17 protein-coding genes are annotated in these 21,025 nt (G+C 34.5%); 10 read left to right on the top strand and 7 right to left on the bottom strand.

Annotated features, from left to right (window positions below):
* Window position 1: 1 nt before the first annotated feature.
* The 3 genes from ACFFHK_RS06325 to nhaB all read right to left on the bottom strand — a co-directional run bounded on the left by ACFFHK_RS06325 (window position 2) and on the right by nhaB (window position 4,436).
* Complete coding sequence (locus ACFFHK_RS06325) at window positions 2–2,257, bottom strand: ATP-binding protein (RefSeq protein WP_382370678.1); 2,256 nt, start codon at window positions 2,255–2,257, stop codon at window positions 2–4.
* Between the two features lie 70 nt (window positions 2,258–2,327).
* Window positions 2,328–2,870 carry a disulfide bond formation protein DsbB gene (gene dsbB / locus ACFFHK_RS06320; RefSeq protein WP_382370676.1) on the bottom strand — a complete coding sequence of 181 codons (543 nt, stop codon included), beginning with the start codon at window positions 2,868–2,870 and terminating at the stop codon, window positions 2,328–2,330.
* 12 nt (window positions 2,871–2,882) lie between these two features.
* Entirely contained in the window at window positions 2,883–4,436 is a 1,554-nt protein-coding gene (nhaB, locus tag ACFFHK_RS06315; protein ID WP_382370675.1) for a Na(+)/H(+) antiporter NhaB, read from the bottom strand.
* 277 nt (window positions 4,437–4,713) lie between these two features.
* Between nhaB and fadR the strand changes: the two genes are divergently transcribed.
* Both fadR and gap read left to right on the top strand, forming a co-directional pair.
* Complete coding sequence (fadR, locus tag ACFFHK_RS06310) at window positions 4,714–5,439, top strand: fatty acid metabolism transcriptional regulator FadR (RefSeq protein WP_382370673.1); 726 nt, start codon at window positions 4,714–4,716, stop codon at window positions 5,437–5,439.
* A gap of 178 nt (window positions 5,440–5,617) precedes the next feature.
* A complete protein-coding gene (gap, locus tag ACFFHK_RS06305; protein ID WP_382370671.1) occupies window positions 5,618–6,613 on the top strand; it encodes a type I glyceraldehyde-3-phosphate dehydrogenase in 996 nt (331 codons plus the stop codon).
* A gap of 66 nt (window positions 6,614–6,679) precedes the next feature.
* Here gap and uxaC read toward each other — a convergent pair whose 3' ends face one another.
* From uxaC to ACFFHK_RS06290, 3 genes are all read right to left on the bottom strand, one after another.
* The gene (uxaC, locus tag ACFFHK_RS06300) at window positions 6,680–8,083 is read right to left on the bottom strand and encodes a glucuronate isomerase (RefSeq protein ID WP_382370669.1); all 1,404 of its coding nucleotides are present in this window, start codon (window positions 8,081–8,083) and stop codon (window positions 6,680–6,682) included.
* A gap of 2 nt (window positions 8,084–8,085) precedes the next feature.
* On the bottom strand, window positions 8,086–8,931 hold the full coding sequence (locus ACFFHK_RS06295) for an SDR family oxidoreductase (protein ID WP_382370763.1): 846 nt from the start codon (window positions 8,929–8,931) through the stop codon (window positions 8,086–8,088).
* A gap of 64 nt (window positions 8,932–8,995) precedes the next feature.
* Window positions 8,996–9,979 (bottom strand): TRAP transporter substrate-binding protein, encoded by a 984-nt coding sequence (locus ACFFHK_RS06290; RefSeq protein WP_382370667.1) that lies wholly within the window; start codon window positions 9,977–9,979, stop codon window positions 8,996–8,998.
* 256 nt (window positions 9,980–10,235) lie between these two features.
* Here ACFFHK_RS06290 and ACFFHK_RS06285 point away from each other — a divergent pair, with 256 nt between their 5' ends.
* From ACFFHK_RS06285 to uxuA, 5 genes are read left to right on the top strand one after another with little or no spacing between them, the layout of a single operon-like run.
* Window positions 10,236–10,721 (top strand): TRAP transporter small permease, encoded by a 486-nt coding sequence (locus ACFFHK_RS06285; protein ID WP_382370665.1) that lies wholly within the window; start codon window positions 10,236–10,238, stop codon window positions 10,719–10,721.
* 17 nt (window positions 10,722–10,738) lie between these two features.
* On the top strand, window positions 10,739–12,040 hold the full coding sequence (locus ACFFHK_RS06280; RefSeq protein WP_382370663.1) for a TRAP transporter large permease: 1,302 nt from the start codon (window positions 10,739–10,741) through the stop codon (window positions 12,038–12,040).
* Between the two features lie 22 nt (window positions 12,041–12,062).
* Entirely contained in the window at window positions 12,063–14,441 is a 2,379-nt protein-coding gene (locus ACFFHK_RS06275; protein ID WP_382370661.1) for a glycoside hydrolase family 31 protein, read from the top strand.
* Between the two features lie 22 nt (window positions 14,442–14,463).
* On the top strand, window positions 14,464–15,225 hold the full coding sequence (locus ACFFHK_RS06270; protein ID WP_382370659.1) for an FCD domain-containing protein: 762 nt from the start codon (window positions 14,464–14,466) through the stop codon (window positions 15,223–15,225).
* Between the two features lie 33 nt (window positions 15,226–15,258).
* The gene (gene uxuA / locus ACFFHK_RS06265) at window positions 15,259–16,443 is read left to right on the top strand and encodes a mannonate dehydratase (protein WP_382370657.1); all 1,185 of its coding nucleotides are present in this window, start codon (window positions 15,259–15,261) and stop codon (window positions 16,441–16,443) included.
* Window positions 16,444–16,618: 175 nt separating this feature from the next.
* On the opposite strand, the gene metC is transcribed toward uxuA, so the two are convergent.
* Window positions 16,619–17,815 carry a cystathionine beta-lyase gene (metC, locus tag ACFFHK_RS06260; protein WP_382370655.1) on the bottom strand — a complete coding sequence of 399 codons (1,197 nt, stop codon included), beginning with the start codon at window positions 17,813–17,815 and terminating at the stop codon, window positions 16,619–16,621.
* Between the two features lie 174 nt (window positions 17,816–17,989).
* On the opposite strand from metC, the gene ACFFHK_RS06255 reads away from it, so the two are divergent.
* From ACFFHK_RS06255 to cpxA, 3 genes are all read left to right on the top strand, one after another.
* A complete protein-coding gene (locus ACFFHK_RS06255) occupies window positions 17,990–18,592 on the top strand; it encodes a peroxiredoxin C (protein WP_382370653.1) in 603 nt (200 codons plus the stop codon).
* 208 nt (window positions 18,593–18,800) lie between these two features.
* Complete coding sequence (locus ACFFHK_RS06250) at window positions 18,801–19,526, top strand: response regulator (protein WP_382370651.1); 726 nt, start codon at window positions 18,801–18,803, stop codon at window positions 19,524–19,526.
* A gap of 79 nt (window positions 19,527–19,605) precedes the next feature.
* Window positions 19,606–21,024, top strand: coding sequence for an envelope stress sensor histidine kinase CpxA (gene cpxA, locus ACFFHK_RS06245; protein ID WP_382370649.1), 1,419 nt, complete (start codon window positions 19,606–19,608; stop codon window positions 21,022–21,024).
* Window position 21,025: the final 1 nt, after the last annotated feature.

The raw sequence follows: 21,025 nt of genomic DNA, 5'->3' as shown, positions 1-21,025 counted from the left end.
ATTAATACTTTTGATCCAACCATTGTTGTAAACAATCTGTATGTTGCTGCCAATGTTGCAGTTGTTCAATACGCTCTGCTAATTCACTATCCCAATCCTCTTCTTCTCCATTTTGTACCGCTTTACTAATCTCTTGTAGCGCTTTTAACCCAACGGACGACGCAGCACCTTTAATTTTATGCGCTATTTCACAGAGAAGTTGTTTCTGTTGTGGATCATCTAGATAACGGTGATAGGTATCATTTAAATCTTGTAAGTAATTTGGCATCATTAAAACAAATAATTTTAAATTACTTTGAATCGCTTTTTTACCAAGCATATTGGAGAGTTCATTTAACATAACAAGATCTAACTGTTGCCAAGGTTGATCTGCTGGTTTATCTGCTTCCACTATAGCTTGCTCTATCTCAAACTTTTCAATTAGCTGAGGTTGAAGATCAAAAAGATTTAGTAAACATTGGTTGAGCGCATCTAACGACAATGGTTTTTGTAATACATCGTCCATACCTCGTTTAAAATAATCTTGTTTATTTGCCACGACATTTGCTGTTAATGCTACTAACGGCGGAAGATAATCATATTTTTCTTCTTCATATTGTTGACGTAAATATTCCGCTATTTCAAACCCCGTCATATCAGGCAGGTGAATATCTAACAAGACAAGATCATATTGTTTCTCTTCAACCCTTTTGATAGCGTCTTTTCCATTCATTGCAACATCAACGCGATAACCTAACTTTTCTAACACAGAACGCGCCACAATCACGTTAATTTCAATATCTTCAACTAAAAGGATTGAGAGATGTTGTAATTCTGGGATAGTTACAATAGGCGGTAATTTAGCAACCTCTTCTGCTTTGAAAGTAAAGGTAAATGTTGAGCCTTTTCCTACTTCACTATTTACCATTAAATTACCATTCATTAATTTGGCGATTTTTTTGGAAATAGATAAGCCAATACCACTTCCAAGCGCCTTTTGGTTACCTGAGCGGACTTGATAATACATAGCAAAGATTTTTTTCTGTTCTGCTAAAGGAATCCCCACGCCTGTATCCGTTAAGGCAAAACTATAGGTCTGTTGATCTAAACGGGAAAATTTTAACGTTAATCCGCCTGTGGTAGTAAATTTGACAGCATTATTAATTAAATTCCATAGAATTTGTGAAATACGCGCATAATCCAGCATTAAGAAATTTGGAAGATCATTATCGTAAGCAAGTTTAAAAGATAGTCCCTTTTGGTTTGCCATAAAAGTTGCAAAATTTTCAATATCACTTAATAGACGAAATACGTCAGTCTCTTTTTTATAGAGTTGAATACGACGTGAATCGAGTTTCTCTAAATCAATAATGTCGCTAAAAATATGCCCTAATGAAATCGCACTCACATTAATCGTATGCAGATAATTACGCTGTTTTTCACTTAATTGACTATCTAATAAGATACGACTTAATCCAATAATACCATTCAGCGGAGTACGTAACTCATGGCTAATGGTTGCCATTAAATTAGATTTATCTCGATTAGCTCTTTCTATCGTTTCTTGATAACGCTTATGTTCTGTAATATCTCGCCCAAAACCAAGTAAGCAATGTAATTGTTTAATTTGATCATAATAAGGTACTTTACGAATTTCAAAACACGCTACTTTCCCATTTGGATACTTAAACCATTGTTCATAAGTCATACCAATATTATTTTCTAAAACGGCTTTATCTGTTCCTTGAATATATTTTGCTAATTCTTCAGGGAAAATTTGATCGAGTGAAAGTGCTTTTAATTGTTGTTCTGTTTTTCCTGTGAGTAATTCCATTGCACGATTGCATTCTAGGAATTTGCCATCTTCGGAACGTGAAAACACTAAGTCTGGAGAAGAATCAATAAAAGAACGAAGAAAATCAGCTTTTTGTTGTAACGCAATTTGAACTTTATTCTTTTCTGAAATTTCTTTTTCGAGAAGGGCTAAAGTTTGAGAAAGTTCAATGTTAGATTCATGTAAATGTTGGCGAGAAAGTTCAAGTTTTTCTACTATTACATTAAAAAAATAGATAACGAACGGGGCTGAAATTAAACCGAAACTAATTGATCTGGCAATATCTGTCCAATCAACTTGCCCAGTAACAAAAATGCTTAATAAAATTTGTACACAAAGGGCAAAGATAGCTAATACCGCAATCCCTAGCAGCGAAAAACGTAAGCGTCCTAAACGGATAACCCAATCAATATATTTCTGTAATGAACGACGAATATTAACCATTTTTTATCCCTGAACAAATATAATAAAAAAGGATAAATTATGTATAAAACTTATCCTTTCTCTTAGAAGATTAGTATTTAAATAAACGCCTTTGACGCTGAGAATGACTACGTTTAAATTGACTTAATGCAATAAGCAGCCAGAGTCCAACATAAATAGCAAATATGACAATTAACCATTGTGGCATGGTATAACCTAAAAAACTCCAAGTAATTTCACTACAAGATCCGCTCGCTTGAAAGACAGATGGAAACCATTGATCAAGAGGTAAGGTTTGTGGAAAATCTGGACGAAACTCACATTGTTTCCATGGCGCAGGATTGAGTTGGAGATCAGCATGTTCAATAGATAATAATAATCCTTTGATAGCACCCCACCCACCAACAAGAATTGCAACAATTCGTAAGAATAAAGAAGCAGGATAAATTGCGCCAATCAAACTTCCAAAAATCACAGTAAGCAAGGCAACACGTTCATAAATACACATCACACAGGGCTGTAAACCTAGCCCATGCTGGAAATAAAGTGCAGCACATTCTAAAGCTAAACCAGAAAGCGCTAAAATGAACCAAGCTGAACGAGTTAAAGACCAAGATTTAAAAACAGTAAGCATTAGTTATCCTTATCAATGTACTGGTGAATGTGGTGTAGAAATAAGTCCCCATTGTGTGAACACTTCCGTAAATTCAGGTAATAAAAACTCAACGCCAATTAATCCTACAATGGCTAACACAATGGTATAAGGTAACGCCATAAATACCATTCTACCATAAGATAAACGAATTAATGGGGCAAATGATGATGTTAATAAAAATAAGAACGCTGCTTGTCCGTTTGGTGTCGCAACTGAGGGTAAATTGGTTCCTGTATTGATGGCTACGGCAATCGCTTCAAATTGAGAAAGTGAAATTTTACCCGCCTCTAAAGCCGCTTTTGCTTCATTAATGTAAACCGTACCAACGAAAACATTATCTGAAATAGAAGATAACAAACCATTAAAAGCATAGAACAGAATGAGTTGAGAACTTTCACTTGCGCTAAGAACAAATTGAATAATACCTGAAAAGAGATGCTGATCGATAATCACCGCAACAACAGTAAAAAAGACAACTAATAAAGCTGTAAATGGCAAAGATTCTTGGAACGCACGACCAATCGTGTGCTCATCAGTAACGCCACAGAATGACGTCGCTAAAATAATAATAGTTAACCCAATTAAACCAACGGCAGCAAGATGAAAAGCTAAACCAATAATTAACCAGATAGCAATAATTGCTTGAGCAGCTAATTTGAGTTTGTCATTCCGAGTCATTTTCTCACTTTGACTACGATCCAGAATTGCTAATACCAACCAAACGCGACGAGGTAAATGTGCACCATAGCCAAAAATCTTAAATTTTTCTACTATAAAACAGGTGAATAGACCACACACTAACACAGGGAGCGTTACTGGCGCCATGCGGAAGAAAAACTCACTAAAATGCCAGCCTGCTTGTTCTGCAATAATCAAATTTTGTGGCTCCCCTACCATTGTCATTACGCCACCTAATGCCGTCCCCACGCCTGCGTGCATCATTAGACTACGTAAAAACGCACGGAACTCCTCTAATGTCTTTTTGGCACTGGTAATTTTATCATCATTGGTAATATCCGTAGAATCATCAAGCTTATTACCTGATGCAATTTTATGGTAAACCCCATAGAATCCCATACAAACGCTAATTACTACAGCAACCACAGTAAGTGCATCTAAGAAAGCAGAAAGAAATGCAGCACTTAGGCAAAATGCAAGAGACAATGCAATTTTAGAACGAATAGCAAGAAGTAATTTAGTAAATAAAAAAAGCAGTAATTGCTTCATAAAATAGATACCAGCCACCATAAACATCAACAACATAATGACTTCAAAATTTGCCATAATTTCATGTTTAATGTGTTCTGGTGATGTCATTCCAATAATAACAGACTCTAGGGCAAGTAAACCACCAGGTTGGAGAGGATAACACTTTAAAGCCATGGCTAAAGTAAAAATGAATTCAGCAACAAGAAGCCAACCTGCTAGAAAGGGATCAATATAAAAAAATAGGGGATTAATAATAAGAAAGCCAATAATCAGTAGTTTATACCAGTTTGGGCTTTGTCCCAGAAAATTTTGCATACCTGCTTGCAAATAAGTCATATTGCCATCTCCATAGACACTCGGATTATTATTTATTCAAAATGTTGAGTTTTTAATTTACAACTTGCTTGATTGTAATACAATCTTGCAAACTTATTTTATTTGAAAATTAGGTTTATTTGTGGCGGATCAAAGATTTCTGCGATTTTATTATAATAAACCGTTTAACAAATTTAGATGTATTATATTGATTTTAATAAAAAATACAGACAATTCTTTTAAGTAACACTAATAAAAAGAGTTTGTATTTAATTTATTAAGTATAGGAATAAAACAAATGACAATAAATAATGATGTCATCAAAGCACATAGCCCAGCAGGATTAGCAGAAGAATATATTATTAGAAGTATTTGGAATAATCATTTTCCACCAGGCTCAGATCTTCCAGCAGAACGTGAATTAGCAGATAAAATTGGTGTAACAAGGACAACATTACGTGAAGTTTTACAACGTTTAGCACGAGATGGTTGGCTAAGTATCCAGCATGGTAAACCAACTCGAGTCAATAATATTTGGGAAACTTCAGGACTAAATATTCTAGAAGCGTTAATCAAATTAGATGGCACACGTGTTCCTACTTTAATCGCAAATATCTTATCAGCAAGAACAAATATTTCAGCTATTTATATTCGTAAAGCATTTCGTATTGCTAAAGAAGAGTCATTAGCGGTGTTTGAACCTATGACAAATTTAAAGGATACCGCAGAAGATTATACTGCTTTCGATTATGATTTATTCCGCCAGCTGGCATTTGCCTCTAAAAATCCTGTTTATGGCTTAATTTTAAATAGCTTAAAGAGCCTTTATGAGAGAGTCGGACGTTACTATTTCTCTAATCCACTCAGTCGAGAATTAGCATTAAAATTTTATCACCAACTATATACCATTTGCCAAACAGAAAACTTTGATCAGGTTAGACCATGTCTTCGGCAATATGGGATAGAAAGTGGGCTTATTTGGTCAAGTATGCAACAACATTTACCAGATAACTTTAATGAATAAAATTTGATGTAGATCACAAAAAAGTTATCTGTTATCTTTCAACTGCGCTATGGCAGATTTTCGTAGAATGGAAGTTTATGTTATAATCCGCCGCGGTTTTAGCGCAATTAATTTTTAAATCTAAAAAATTAACCGTGATTTAAATAGATTTGTTTAACATTAAATATAGGTAAATACTATGGCAATTAAAATTGGTATTAATGGCTTCGGCCGTATTGGTCGTATCGTTTTCCGTGCAGCACAAACTCGTGATGACATCGAAGTTGTGGGTATCAACGACTTAATTGATGTTGATTACATGGCGTATATGTTGAAATACGATTCAACTCACGGTCGTTTCGATGGTACCGTTGAAGTGAAAGATGGAAATTTAATCGTAAATGGTAAAACAATCCGCGTTACTGCAGAACGTGATCCAGCAAACTTAAAATGGAATGAAATCGGTGTTGATGTGGTTGTTGAAGCAACAGGTTTATTCTTAACTGACGAAACTGCACGTAAACACATCACTGCTGGTGCGAAAAAAGTAGTTATGACTGGTCCATCAAAAGACAACACGCCAATGTTCGTAAATGGTGTTAACTTCGATAGCTATGCAGGTCAAGATATCGTTTCTAACGCATCTTGTACAACTAACTGTTTAGCGCCAATCGCTAAAGTATTACACAACAAATGGGGTATCAAAGACGGTTTAATGACAACTGTTCACGCAACAACTGCAACCCAAAAAACAGTAGATGGTCCATCTGTAAAAGATTGGCGTGGTGGTCGTGGTGCGGCGCAAAATATTATCCCATCATCAACTGGTGCTGCTAAAGCTGTAGGTAAAGTTATCCCTGCATTAAATGGTAAATTAACAGGTATGGCTTTCCGTGTTCCTACTGCTAACGTATCTGTTGTAGATTTAACAGTAAACTTAGAAAAACCAGCAACTTACGCAGAAATCTGTGCAGAAATGAAACGTGCTTCTGAAAACGAATTCAAAGGCGTTTTAGGTTACACAGAAGATGATGTGGTATCAACAGACTTTAATGGCTGTGCATTAACTTCTATCTTTGATGCAAAAGCAGGTATCCAACTAACAGATACTTTCGTTAAAGTTGTTTCTTGGTATGACAACGAAACTGGTTACTCAAACAAAGTATTAGATTTAGTTGCACATATTTCTAAATAATTAAGAAATATTCATAGATATAAAAAACCGCCAACTTTGGCGGTTTTTTTGTTGCATAAAATAGTCTTATTTAAAATAGGCTTTTGCATTGTAAAAACAAATATTTTCTACCATTTTACCTAACAAATCTAAATCATTTGGTAATTCACCATTTTCAACCCATTTACCTATTAATTCACATAAAATACGGCGGAAGTATTCATGTCGAGTGAATGATAAGAAACTTCTTGAGTCGGTAAGCATTCCAATGAATTGACTGAGTAAACCAAGTTGAGAAAGTTGTTGTAATTGACGTTCCATGCCATCTTTTTGATCATTAAACCACCAGCCCGATCCAAATTGGATTTTTCCAGCAATTCCACCAGTTTGAAAATTACCAATCATACTTGCAATCATTTCGTTATCTCTTGGATTAAGACAATATAAGATCGTTTTAGGTAAATTGTTAGTTTGGTCCATTGTATCTAATAAGCGAGAAAGTGGTTCTGCATAAGAACGATCTCCAATAGAGTCAAAACCACTGTCAGCGCCTAAGAGCCTAAACATTCGTGTATTATTATTTCGTAAAGCACCAATATGCAGTTGCATCACCCACTGACGTTGGCAATATTGCTCAGCAAGCCATACTAAAACAGCTGTACTGAATTGTGCTATTTGCAATTCATTGAGAATTTTGCCTTGTAGGCGAGTTTGTAAAATACGATCTAGGGTTTGAGTATCAGGAATTGGTGCGAAACGTACCATTTCTATTCCATGATCAGCAGATTTACAACCATGATGATCAAAATGATCTAATCGTTTTACCAAAGCAAATTGCAAATCAGCAAAAGAACGAATATCTACATCGCTAGCTGCTGCTAATTTAGCAATATAGTCTGGGAAACCATCTAATTCAATTTTAAAAACTTTATCAGGTCGCCAACTCGGTACAACTTCGATAGAGAAAGTTGAATCATTGGCAATTTTTCTGTGATATTCCAAAGAATCAATCGGATCATCTGTTGTACCCGATAATGCCACATTCATTTGCTGCATAATTCCACGAGCAGAAAATTCTGGCTGTTGTAATAATTCATTACATTGATGCCAAATTTTTTCTGCGGAATGAGGCGAAAATAAGATATTAGTAATTCCAAATGGACGACGTAATTCTAAATGTGTCCAATGATAAATTGGGTTACCAATACATAATGGTACTGTTTTTGCCCAAGCTAAATATTTTTGGTAATTATCTGCATTACCTGTAATGAATATTTCATCAATACCCGCAGTACGCATAGCACGCCATTTATAATGATCTCCCTCTAGCCAAATTTCAGTAAGATCTTTAAATTGTCTATTTTCTGCAATATCTTTTGGGCTTAAATGACAGTGATAATCAAAAATTGGTTGTGGGGCAGCATATTGATGATAAAGTATTTTTGATGTTTCAGAAGATAACAAAAAATCTTCGCCCATAAATGGTTTCATAATTACACCCCACTATAAGCAGAGAAACCACCATCAACTGGAATGATGACACCGTTAACAAAACTAGAATATTCACTATCAATTAAAAAAAGTAATGCACCAAGTAGTTCTTCTGGCTCACCAAATCTTCCCATAGGTGTATTAGTTAGAATCTTATTAGCTCTTGCAGTAGGTTGCCCATTTTCATCGAATAATAATGCACGATTCTGATTACTTACTAAGAATCCAGGAGCAATAGCATTGCAACGCAAGCCTACTTTTGAAAAATAGACGGCAAGCCATTGAGTAAAATTACTAATAGCAGCTTTTGCTCCTGAATAAGCAGGAATTTTAGTTAATGGTGTAAATGCATTCATACTAGAAATATTCACAATATTTGCACCAAGTTTGCCAAGCATATCTTTAGCAAAAACTTGGGTTGGTAATAATGTTCCTAAATAATTCAAATTAAAGACAAATTCAATACCAGACTTATCTAATTCAAAAAATGTTTTGGTATTTTCTGGTAAATCAAATTGATGGAATTCATTGTCTGTAGTCGCTTTTGAATTATTGCCACCTGCTCCATTAATTAAAATATCACAAGTTCCAAAATCAGATACTATTTGATCTCGTGTGTTTTGAATACTATCAAGATCTAATACATTTGTTTTATAGGCCTTTGCCTTACCACCAGACTGATTAATTTCTTCTGCAATTTGATTTGCTGCATCATAATTAATATCTAATAACGCAATGTTAGCTTGTGTTTTGGCAAGTTCTTTTGCTAAAAATGCACATAACACCCCACCAGCACCAGAAATAACAATAAGTTTATCTTTTAGATTGTGATTTTTTGCAATATTCATCATTAAATTCCTTTTAGAAAGAAGCGACATCATGAGATGTCGCAATATTATTGGAGGTGATTTTTTATTTGCTCAGTTCATTGATACGCTCAATATAATCTTTTAATACAGGATTTTGCTTAACTGTATCATGCATACTTTTAACAGCATCAATAAATGGTTGTTTATCAACTTGAACAAATTCAACATTAAGTTGTGATTTTGCTTTCTCAATTTCTTCTGCGATCATCTTATCCCATAAATCTTTATGGAATAACATAGAGTGATCCGCCGCTTTCTTAAGTGCAGCCTGTTGTTCTGGAGAGAGCTTATTCCAAGATTTTGTACTAATAAGTAAGACGTCTGGAATCATAGTGTGTTGATCTTCACTGAAGTATTTAGCGACTTCACCATGACGAGCAAGAGTTAATGCTGTTTCGTTGTTCTCTGCACCATCAACAACTTTTTGTTGCAACGCTGTATAGAGTTCTCCATAAGCTAACGGTGTTGGTGATGCTCCCATCAACTTCATCATTTCAACAGCTGATGGACTTGGTTGTACCCGAATTTTCATACCTTTTAAGTCTGCTGGAGATTTAATAGGTTTGTTTGCATAGAAACTTCTTGCTCCACCATCATAATAGGTTAACCCAATAAATCCTTTGTCTTTTGATGCTTGCAAAATTTTTTGTCCAACTTCAGGATCAGTTAACACTTTATAGTAATGCTCTTTGTTTTTGAACAGATATGGAACATTAAATGCACCATAGGTAGGCTCAAATGACTCCATTTCACTTGCATTCGACTTCGCCATATCTAACGAACCTGATTGCAATAATTCCATAGACTCACGCTGTGTACCTAATTGACTATTAGGATAAATCCGAATAATTACCTCTCCATTAGTAAGTTGTTTTACCTCATCAGCCATATGCTGCATTGAAATATGAACTGGATGAGTTTTGTCATTATTATGGCTAAGTTTTAATACAATCTTTGCTTGTGCAGATAGTGCTACGCCCATAGATAACACGGCGGTTAAAGCTACAGATAAAATAGTCTTTTTCATAAAAAATATACTCCTGCCTGTTAGGTCGGTTAGTAAAAACAAAGATAACCAGTTTCATAAGAGGTAAACCAGTTTGTCTTTTAAAACAATATAAAGCATATTGTTGGCTTAAATATAACCATCATTTTTCATAGTTCAATCCAATTTTTTAAATTTGGTGAACCAGATCACATAAATAGAATAAAATTGTTGATCAATTCTATTTTTTAATCAAAATTGGAATACCAAACCCAATAAAAAAGGAGAATTTAGAAAAATGGAAAAGTTTATTAATGTCATTAATAAGATTCTTTCAATAATGTGTGTCATTCTCTGTTCTGTTTTGGTGTGCTGTGTTATTTGGCAGGTGTTATCTCGATACCTTCTAAATACGCCAAGTACTTATACTGATGAAATGGCAAGGTTTTTATTTATTTGGGTAGGTCTAATTGGTGCTGCTTATGCATTAGGACAAAAAAAACATTTAGCCATTGATTTACTAACTACGAAACTGGAGTCATCTCCAGCTAAACAATGTCAATTAAATTTATTTATTAATATGGTAGGTATTTTGTTTTCTTTATCAATTATGTGTTATGGCGGTATACGATTAGTTCAAGATACTATCGCTCACGGACAAATCTCTCCTGTAATTGGTATTGAAATGGGACTAGTATATTTGGCAATCCCAATTAGTGGGATATTTATGCTCATCTATTTGATTCGAGATGTTATTGACAACATCAAGCAACTTTCTCATTAATTTGGGGGATTATAATTATGGAATGGTCAACAGTTCTTGTTTTAAGTGGTAGTTTCTTTGTACTACTTTTTATTGGTGTGCCAATTTCGTTTTCAATTGGTATAGCATCTTTATTAACAATCATGCTATCCCTACCTTTAGATTCCGCTATTGCAGTAATTTCTCAAAAGATGGCATCAGGATTAGATAGTTTCTCATTATTAGCAATTCCATTTTTTATTTTAGCTGGAAATATAATGAATAGAGGTGGAATTGCTTTGCGATTGATTGAATTTGCTAAAGTTATTGGTGGGCGATTACCTGGATCATTAGCTCATGTTAATGTATTAGCAAATATGATGTTTGGTTCGATTTCTGGCTCTGCTGTTGCATCAGGAGCTGCAATGGGTGGGATTATGTCTCCGTTGCAAAAAAAAGAAGGTTATGATCCTGCTTTTTCTGCCTCTGTAAATATTGCCTCTTGCCCAACAGGATTATTAATTCCACCGAGTAATACGTTTATCGTTTATTCGTTAATTTCTGGAGGTACTTCAATAGGAGCTCTATTCTTAGCTGGCTATATTCCAGGAGTTTTAATGGGGTTATCTATTATGCTAGTTGTCGCATTTATTGCGAAAAAACGGAATTACCCAGTATCACCAAAACCAACACGTCGTGAAGCCTGTAAAAAAACGTTAGATGCATTGCCAAGCTTAGGTTTAATTATTGTAATTATGGGTGGCATCATTGGCGGTATCTTCACGGCAACAGAAGCCTCCGCATTTGCAGTAGTTTATACATTAGTGCTTGCCATGTTGATTTATCGCGAATTTACAATTAAAGAGTTACCAAAAATTATTCTCGATTCTGTCGTAACAACTGCTATTGTTCTACTGTTAATAGGTACTTCAATGGGAATGTCTTGGGCAATGGCAAATGCAGATATTCCTTATACGATTAGTGATGCATTACTTTCTGTTTCAGATAATCCGATTATTATTCTATTAATTATTAATATTATCTTGTTAGTCGTCGGTGTCTTTATGGATATGACGCCTGCGTTATTAATTTTCACCCCAATTTTCTTACCGATTGTAACTGAATTAGGTATGGATCCTGTGCATTTTGGTATCTTAATGGCATTTAATCTTTCGATCGGAATTTGTACCCCTCCTGTTGGTAGTGCATTATTTATTGGTTGTTCTGTTAGTGGAGTAAAAATTAATCAAATTATTAAGCCACTTTTACCATTCTATTTTGTATTAATCATTGCATTATTACTTGTCGCTTATGTACCTGATTTAAGCCTATTTTTACCACGAGTATTACTTGGATATTAATTAAAAATTAATGGGGATAAAAATGAAAACATTGAAGAACTGGTCATTTAAAAGTAACGAAAAAAACCGTATTGATATTGAGTGTGAACATAATTGGTATTTACATATTTTTATTTTAGAAGAAGATATTTTTCGTGTAGCTTTTTCACAAAACTATCTATTCCGTTTACCAGATACATGGGCTATTACACCAAATCAAAGTGATATTATATGGGAAGGTCGAGATCGTTGGTCTATGGAGGGATTTAGTCAACCAATTTATGAAATCCAACAAGAAAAAGAACAATTAGTCATTGCTACTAAAACATTAAAAGTAATTGTTCATCAACCATTATACTTAGAATGGCAATATCGTACAGCTGAAGGGTGGAAAACTATTGCTCAAGATAGAAAAACAGGTGCTTATTTAATGGGAGTTTCCCAAGGAAAAGTTTCACATTTTATGCAAAGATCGGCTGAAGATGCGTATTATGGGTTAGGAGAAAAAGCTGGTAATCTTAATCGCTATGGACGACGGTTTGAAATGAGAAATTTAGATGCGATGGGATATAACGCAGAAAAAACAGATCCATTGTACAAACATATTCCTTTTTATATTACGCATACGAAAGAATTAAGTTATGGCTTATATTATGACAATTTAGCAACATGTTGGTTTGATTTAGGCAATGAATTAGATAACTATCATGCTGCTTATCGTTCATATCGTGCGGAAGATGGAGATCTCGATTATTACTTTATTGTAGGACCTAAAATTGTAGACGTTACTAAAAAATACAATAAATTAACCGGAGGAACAATTTTTGGTCCTAAATGGAGCCTAGGATATAGTGGCTCAACAATGCACTATACTGATGCACCAGATGCACAAGAACAGCTGAAAAAATTTGTTGATTTATGTACGGAACATAATATTCCTTGTGATTCTTTCCAATTATCCTCTGGTTATACATCGATTAATGATAAACGCTATGTATTTAATTGGAATAGAGATAAAGTACCAAATCCAAAAGCGATGACAGCATATTTCCATCAATCTGGAATGAAATTAGCTGCCAATATTAAGCCTTGTTTGTTACAAGATCATCCAAAATATCAGGAAGTGGCAAAACAAGGATTATTCATTAAAGATTCTATTTCAGATTCTCCAGAGCGCTCAATGTTCTGGGATGATGAAGGATCACACTTAGATTTTACAAACCCGAAAACCATTCAATGGTGGAAAGATAATGTTACCGAACAATTACTAAAATATGGTATTGATTCAACTTGGAACGATAATAATGAGTTTGAAATTTGGGACGAGCAAGCTCGCTGTTACTATTTTGGTAAACCAAAGCCAGTAAAACTACTTCGCCCACTTATGCCTCTACTGATGATGAAAGCATCATATGAAGCCCAACTAGATTATCAGCCAGATCTCAGACCTTATTTAATTTCTCGTTCTGGCTCACCAGGAATGAATCGATACGTGCAAACCTGGAGTGGCGATAATAGAACAAATTGGAATACATTAAAATATAATATCAAGATGGGTTTAGGAATGAGTTTATCTGGTTTGTATAATGTAGGACATGATGTAGGTGGGTTTTCTGGGGATAAACCAGATCCTGAATTGTTTGTACGTTGGGTACAAAATGGGGTGATGCACCCTAGATTCACTATTCATTCATGGAATGATGATCATACTGTAAATGAACCTTGGATGTACCCTCAAATAACGGATATTATTCGTTCAACTATTCAATTACGTTATCGTTTAATGCCATATTTTTATAACCTTCTATGGAAAGCTCATAAAGATTATGAACCAATGCTACGTCCAACATTTTTGGATCATGAAGATGATGTAAACACATTTGCTGAAACAGATGATTATTTATTAGGTAAAGATATTTTGGTTGCCTCTATAGTAGAGCCAGAACAGCGAAAAAGAGATGTTTATTTACCAAGTAATCATAATGGTTGGTATGAATTTTATCATCACCAATGGTATAGCGGTGGTCAGACGATAACAGTTGAAGCGCCATTAGAGAGAATACCATTATTTATCAGAGCAGGCAGCATTATTCCTCTTAACCCATATAGCGGTAGCAATACACAAGATGATACTTATCGGGAACTTCTTGTAATGCCATTTATTACTAAAGGTAAGTGTTCAATACAAATCTTTGACGATGATGGAGAGAGTTTCGGTTATTTGAAAGAACAGTACTTATTATTGGATATTGAGATGAGTTGTTCAGAACGCTGTATTGATCTTAAATTAACTAAGTCAGGTTCTTTTAATCCTAAATATGAGAAAATTAATTTCAAATTACCAGAAAATGAAACAAGATTATTTTTTGTTAATGGACAAGCATTAACAAATGATAACTCCGTTTCTCTAGAAGATATTTAGTTAATTTAATTAGGAATTCATAATGATGAATGAAGATCTTCGATCTTATAAAAAGATCGGTAATGAAATAAAAAAACAGATATTTGCAGGGAAATATAAAATTGGTAATAAATTACCAACAGAAAGGGATTTGGCTGAGTATTTTAATGTAAGCCGAACCGTGATTCGAGAAGCCCTAATTATGTTGGAGATTGAGGGGTTTGTTGAAGTACGTAAAGGATCTGGCGTTTATTTAATAGAGATACCTAGAGTGGCTGAAAATGATGAATCTCTTCATCAAATAGATGTTGGACCTTTTGAGTTATTACAAGCAAGACAATTATTAGAAAGTAGTATTGCTGAATTTGCTGCGATTCAAGCAACAAGGGCTGATATAACTAAATTAAAAGATATTTTGCTAAGAGAGCGACAAACTTTAGAACACGGAGATGAAGATTATGTCGCTGATGAAGATTTCCATCGCACTATCGCTGAAATTACTCAGAATGAGGTGATTATTCAGATGCAAAAATCTTTATGGGATTTGAGAATGAATAGCAAAATGTGGCAAGGATTACACTTACACATACCAAACCAAAATTATCGTTATCTTTGGATTAAAGATCACGAGAATATTGTGGGAGCAATGCAAAAGAAAGATCCTGTATTAGCTCGTCAGGCAATGTGGCAACATTTGGAAAATGTAAAACAGAAATTATTTGAGTTGTCTGATGTAGATGATCCAAATTTCGATGGTTATTTATTCAATATTAGTCCAGTCGTTGTAGGAATTGAAAAAGAATAAATTGAAACATTTAGTAGTTTAAGGAGCAAAAAAATGGAACAAACATGGCGTTGGTATGGGCCGAATGATCCTGTATCGTTATCTGATATTCGACAAGCAGGTGCAACAGGAGTTGTAACAGCATTACATCATATTCCAAATGGACAAGTTTGGAGTATTGAAGAGGTTGAAAAGCGTAAAAATCAAATTGAACAAGCTGGATTAACGTGGTCTGTTGTAGAAAGCGTGCCAGTACATGAGGAGATCAAAACGCAAACAGGAAACTATCAACAATGGATCGAGAATTATAAACAAACTTTGCGCAATTTAGCTCATTGCGGTATTGATACGGTTTGTTATAACTTTATGCCCGTCTTAGACTGGACAAGAACAGATTTAGCATACCAATTACCAGATGGTTCAAAAGCATTACGTTTTGATCAAATTGCATTTGCTGCATTTGAACTCCATATTTTAAAACGTCCAAATGCGGAACAAACTTATAGTGAAAAAGAGTGCAAGCAAGCAAAAGCGTATTATGACAAAATGTCAACAGAAGAGATTCAACAATTAACGAATAATATTATTGCTGGATTACCTGGAGCAGAGGAAGGTTATACACTCGAAGAATTTCAAGCACAATTAGATCGTTATAAAGATATTTCTGCAGAAAAATTCCGTACACACTTAGCCTATTTCTTGCACCAAGTTGTTCCTGTTGCTCAAGAAGTCGGTATCAAATTAGCTATTCACCCAGATGATCCTCCTCGTCCAATTCTGGGATTACCTCGAATTGTATCAACTATTGAAGATATGCAATGGTTTGTTGAAACAGAACCTCTCCAAGCAAATGGCTTTACAATGTGTACAGGATCGTATGGTGTTCGTTCAGATAATGATTTAGTTGCAATGACAGAAAAATTTGCTGATCGGATCTATTTTGCTCATCTACGTTCAACTTGCCGTGAAGAAAACCCATTAAGTTTCCATGAAGCTGCACATTTAGAAGGCGATGTGGATATGTTTAATGTAGTTAAAGCTTTGTTAACTGAGGAAAATCGTCGTTTAGCTCAAGGAAATAAGCGTCTTATTCCTATGCGTCCAGATCATGGACATCAAATGTTAGATGATTTAAAGAAAAAAACAAATCCTGGATATTCTGCAATCGGCAGATTACGCGGTTTAGCTGAGTTTAGAGGGTTAGAACTTGCTTTAAAGAAAGTTTATTTCAGTAAATAAAGAGGAATAAAGATAGCAAAAACATAAATAGCCAATGCCATGACTGGCGTTGGCTATTCATATTTAAATCAGTATTCTCGCCAAAACAAGTTGTGCTTTCATTTTTGTACATGGGTTACCATTAAAATTACGAAAAATTTATTTTCGTTCTCTTATTTAACCTAGTCATAATGTTTTACACAATCCTTGCTAATCCTGCTGCTAAATCATGAATTAAATCATTAGGATCTTCTAAACCGACATGAATACGCACTAAACTTCCTGTTAATTTGCGCTGAATATTTGGACGAATTCGTGCTATTTCTTCTGGCTGATTCACTAAAATCAATGATTCATAACCACCCCATGAATACGCCATCGAGAACAGTTGGAAATGATCCAAAAAGTTTGCTACTTGTTCATCGTTTAAACGTTGTTGTAATTCAAAGGAAAATAATCCACTTGCCCCTTTAAAATCACGCTGAAAAAATTGATGCCCAGGACAACTTGGTAATGCAGGGTGATAAACAATTTTCACTTCTGGCTGTTCTGCTAACCATTTGGCAATTTTTAAGCTACTTTCTTCATGCTGTTTTAAACGCAAAGCTAATGTGCGAATCCCTCTTGCCGTCATATACGCCGTATCTGCATCAACCATTTGCCCCATTAAATAAGATTGTTCTCGCAGTTGATCCCATGTACGTTCATTAGCTACCGCTGTCCCAATCATTGCATCAGAATGCCCGACTAAATATTTTGTTCCAGCTTGAATAGATATATCAATCCCATATTGTAATGCTGGAAATAGCAATCCGCCTGACCAAGTATTATCCAACATAATCACTAACTCTGGATTTTTTGCTCGTACCGCTTGCACAATTCCTGGTATATCACCAACTTCCATCGTTAATGAACTCGGTACTTCAAGAAAGACAACTTTTGTATTTTCTTGCACTAATGCTGCCACCTCTTCTGCCGATAACATCGGATCAAAAAAGGTCGTTTCTATCCCCATTTTTTTTAAAATAATCTGGCAAAATTCTTGTGTTGGTTCATATGCTGCACCCGTTACCAGAATATGATCACCTTGCTGGACAAATGCTAATAAACTATTACTAATCGCTGCTGCACCACAAGGATAGAGATAACAACCTACACCACCTTCTAACTCACACATCACATCTTGCAATGCAAAATGTGTTAACGTGCCACGACGTCCGTAAAAAAGTGCTTGTTTTGCTCGTTGTTTGGTCGCCACTTTCTTCTCTGATACGCTATTAAAAACCAACGATGATGCGCGTTGAATAACAGGGTTAACACTCCCTTGAGTAACTCGATGATGACGACCTGAATGAATAAGTTTGGTGTTTTTTTGTTGTATTTGCGTTACCATTATTAAACCTCGCTTGGTAAATATATCGTTCAACATTAATTGATTTGATAGATAAAAACAACTGTATATTTTCGATAGAAAGCGATATCTTTTACTTCGTCAAAACAACGGATTAATATGAAAACTTCGTTGTTTTATCTTAATCGTTAATTAGATACTCACAAGGAGATAGTTATGGTATTAGTAACACGTCAAGCACCAGATTTTACTGCATCAGCAGTATTAGGTAACGGTGAAATCGTTGATAATTTTAATCTTAAAAAACATATCGAAGGTAAATCTGCAGTTATTTTCTTCTGGCCTTTAGACTTCACTTTTGTTTGCCCATCAGAAATCATTGCATTTGATCACCGCTATCAAGAGTTTAAAAAACGTGGCGTTGAAGTTATTGGTGTTTCTATCGATTCTCAATTTACCCACAACGCATGGCGTAAAACCCCTGTAGATCAAGGCGGTATCGGTGAAGTTCAGTTTGCTATGGTTGCTGACGTTAAACACGAAATCGCTCAAGCTTATGGTATTGAACACCCAGCAGCAGGCGTGGCATTACGTGCTTCTTTCTTAATTGACAAAAATGGTGTTGTTCGCCATCAAGTTGTTAATGATCTTCCATTAGGTCGTAACATCGATGAAATGCTTCGTATGGTTGATGCACTTGCGTTCCACGAAGAACACGGTGAAGTTTGCCCTGCGCAATGGTCAAAAGGTAAAGAAGGTATGAGCGCTAACCCAGATGGTGTTGCGGCATACTTAAAGAAAAATGCTGAACAGCTTTAATTAAGCATCACTTAGAGAGATTATGAATCCCATATAAATATGGGATTCTTTTTACTAAAAAAATTATATTTTTTCAAATTTGACTTTTTTTCTACATAAAAATTGATCTTACCACTGCGATTTTCCAAAATTTACTTTTGTGTAGCCTATTCTTAGTTCTTAGATTCCTATACAATATGCGCTACTTATAAAAATGGGGACAGCAAAAATGCCAAAAATACTTCTTGTTGACGATGATGTTGAATTTACCACTTTACTAACTGAAGTCTTAACAATGGAAAGTTTTGATGTTGAAGTCGTTCATAATGGAGAAGAAGCATTACGAAAACTAGATCCAAGCTTTGATCTCATTTTACTAGATATAATGATGCCTAAGTTAAGTGGAATTGAAACATTAAAACAAATTCGCCAAAAATATACTACACCTGTCTTAATGTTAACAGCTAGAGGTGATGATGTAGATAGAGTTTTAGGTTTAGAATTAGGAGCTGACGATTACCTACCTAAACCATTTAATGATCGAGAATTAATTGCTAGAATAAAAGCGATCTTACGTAGAATAAAAACATCTATTACTAATAGCCCAGTAAGTAGTAATCATATTGAACTCAATACAGCTGATGATTCAAAAACACTACAATTTAGTGATATTATTCTATATCCAGGACGTCAACAAGTCATGTATAAAGGAAAAGACCTTGAATTGACGGGTACAGAGTTCGCTTTATTACATATGCTGATTCGTAATCCTGGACTTATTCTCTCCAGAGAATTACTATCTATTGAAATTTTAGATAAACGCTTGACGCCGTTTGACCGAGCTATTGATATGCATATGTCAAACTTACGTAAAAAATTACCACCAAGATCAGATAATCTACCATGGTTTAAAACATTACGAGGCAGAGGTTATCTTTTAATTACAGACAAATAATAGAATCTTTTTATGATTCAAATAAGCCCTCGTTTTATATTGAAAATGAGGGCTTTTTTATCACTAATTCAATTTATTTATGAAAAGAAAACTATTTAAACCATTTTCTACATTAACAGGTCAGATATACCTCTTTTTTATTTTAATATTTTGTATTTCCTTTATTATTGCAATTATATTACCCTCTTTTGACTCAAGAAATTATTCAACGCTTCAAGAACAAGAGGTCAATATCTATAATAATATTATATTTTCTATGATAGAAAAAATGGACGATAGCAATTCATTTCACCTTCAATCGCAAATAGAAGCTTTAGCGAAAGAGAAACATTTAAGATTTGCTTTGGTCAATCAAGCAGGGAAAATCATGAGTGTAAATTATCAAGATTACACTAATTTAAAAGAATTTATTATTCATTCAGATAACCCTTTATTCCCTCAAAAAAAGCAGTTTGATACATCTGAAATTATTGGTCCTTTTTTAATTAAACTTTCTTATGAGGGTGAAAAATCAACGACTTATTATAGTTATTTTATAAAAAAAGTTCCGCCAACACACCCTGTTATTAAAGTATTCTTTGACAAGCCTCTCATAATGCTATTAATCATTAGCATTATTACCGCACCTTTATTATTAATTCTTTCCTATAAAATTACTGCGCCAATAGCAAGGTTACGTAAAGCGGTAAATAATGTTGCTATGGGGAATTTTATTATTAATAAAGCATTAGAAAAGAAAGGTCCTGTCGAGATTCAAGCTGTAGGAAAAAGCTTTAACCAGATGGTTACTGCCTTAGAAGACTTATTAAATGCTCAAAACAGAATGCTTTCTGATATATCTCATGAATTAAGAACCCCATTGGCACGGTTAAAGCTCTCTGCAGCAATTATTCGCCGTCGCCATGGAGAAACACCTGAATTAGCCAGAATTGAACTTGAAGCCGAACGCTTAGAGCAAATGATTTCAGATATTTTAAATATTTCTCGTCAACAAATTAATAATCAATTAGAACGTGAAATATTTCCTATTCCTGATATTTGGGAAGATGTTATAGAAGATACAAAATTTGAAATAGAATTATTGAATAAAGAGGAAGACACGCAAAAACAGTTAATTATTGAAAATAATATAAAAAATCCTTATAGCTATTTCATTAATGGAAATTCTTCCTCTCTTTCTGGTGCATTAGAAAATATTATTCAAAATGCGAAAAAATATGGCAATGAAATAATTAAAATTTCTATTTCTATCAATCAAGATGAATTAATCATCTGTATTGAAGACGATGGCAATGGTATAGATCCAAGTGAATACCATAAAATTTTTGCGCCTTTTTATCGAGTTGATACCGCCCGAACCAGAGAATCTGGCGGGTTTGGATTAGGGCTAGCTATTGTAGCTAATACCATAAAGCAACATCAAGGGACTATTCTTGCGCATCATAGTGAATTAGGCGGATTATTAGTTAAAATTCACTTACCATTATGGTCTGATTAGC

Origin of the sequence: Gallibacterium trehalosifermentans (assembly GCF_042433055.1) — a bacterium.
GTDB classification, from domain to species: Bacteria; Pseudomonadota; Gammaproteobacteria; order Enterobacterales; family Pasteurellaceae; genus Gallibacterium; species Gallibacterium trehalosifermentans.
Note: the sequence above shows the minus strand (reverse complement) of the source record. Positions and strands in the feature narration are given on the sequence as shown.

Coding starts and splice junctions, on each gene's coding strand:
- ACFFHK_RS06325 (WP_382370678.1), bottom strand. CDS start 2,257: ATGGTTAATATTCGTCGTTCATTACAGAAATATATTGATTGGGTTATC.
- ACFFHK_RS06295 (WP_382370763.1), bottom strand. CDS start 8,931: ATGAATATTGCAAAAAATCACAATCTAAAAGATAAACTTATTGTTATT.
- ACFFHK_RS06255 (WP_382370653.1), top strand. CDS start 17,990: ATGGTATTAGTAACACGTCAAGCACCAGATTTTACTGCATCAGCAGTA.
- metC (WP_382370655.1), bottom strand. CDS start 17,815: ATGGTAACGCAAATACAACAAAAAAACACCAAACTTATTCATTCAGGT.
- uxaC (WP_382370669.1), bottom strand. CDS start 8,083: ATGAAACCATTTATGGGCGAAGATTTTTTGTTATCTTCTGAAACATCA.
- ACFFHK_RS06280 (WP_382370663.1), top strand. CDS start 10,739: ATGGAATGGTCAACAGTTCTTGTTTTAAGTGGTAGTTTCTTTGTACTA.
- cpxA (WP_382370649.1), top strand. CDS start 19,606: ATGAAAAGAAAACTATTTAAACCATTTTCTACATTAACAGGTCAGATA.
- ACFFHK_RS06285 (WP_382370665.1), top strand. CDS start 10,236: ATGGAAAAGTTTATTAATGTCATTAATAAGATTCTTTCAATAATGTGT.
- ACFFHK_RS06250 (WP_382370651.1), top strand. CDS start 18,801: ATGCCAAAAATACTTCTTGTTGACGATGATGTTGAATTTACCACTTTA.
- gap (WP_382370671.1), top strand. CDS start 5,618: ATGGCAATTAAAATTGGTATTAATGGCTTCGGCCGTATTGGTCGTATC.
- nhaB (WP_382370675.1), bottom strand. CDS start 4,436: ATGACTTATTTGCAAGCAGGTATGCAAAATTTTCTGGGACAAAGCCCA.
- ACFFHK_RS06275 (WP_382370661.1), top strand. CDS start 12,063: ATGAAAACATTGAAGAACTGGTCATTTAAAAGTAACGAAAAAAACCGT.
- ACFFHK_RS06290 (WP_382370667.1), bottom strand. CDS start 9,979: ATGAAAAAGACTATTTTATCTGTAGCTTTAACCGCCGTGTTATCTATG.
- uxuA (WP_382370657.1), top strand. CDS start 15,259: ATGGAACAAACATGGCGTTGGTATGGGCCGAATGATCCTGTATCGTTA.
- ACFFHK_RS06270 (WP_382370659.1), top strand. CDS start 14,464: ATGATGAATGAAGATCTTCGATCTTATAAAAAGATCGGTAATGAAATA.
- fadR (WP_382370673.1), top strand. CDS start 4,714: ATGACAATAAATAATGATGTCATCAAAGCACATAGCCCAGCAGGATTA.
- dsbB (WP_382370676.1), bottom strand. CDS start 2,870: ATGCTTACTGTTTTTAAATCTTGGTCTTTAACTCGTTCAGCTTGGTTC.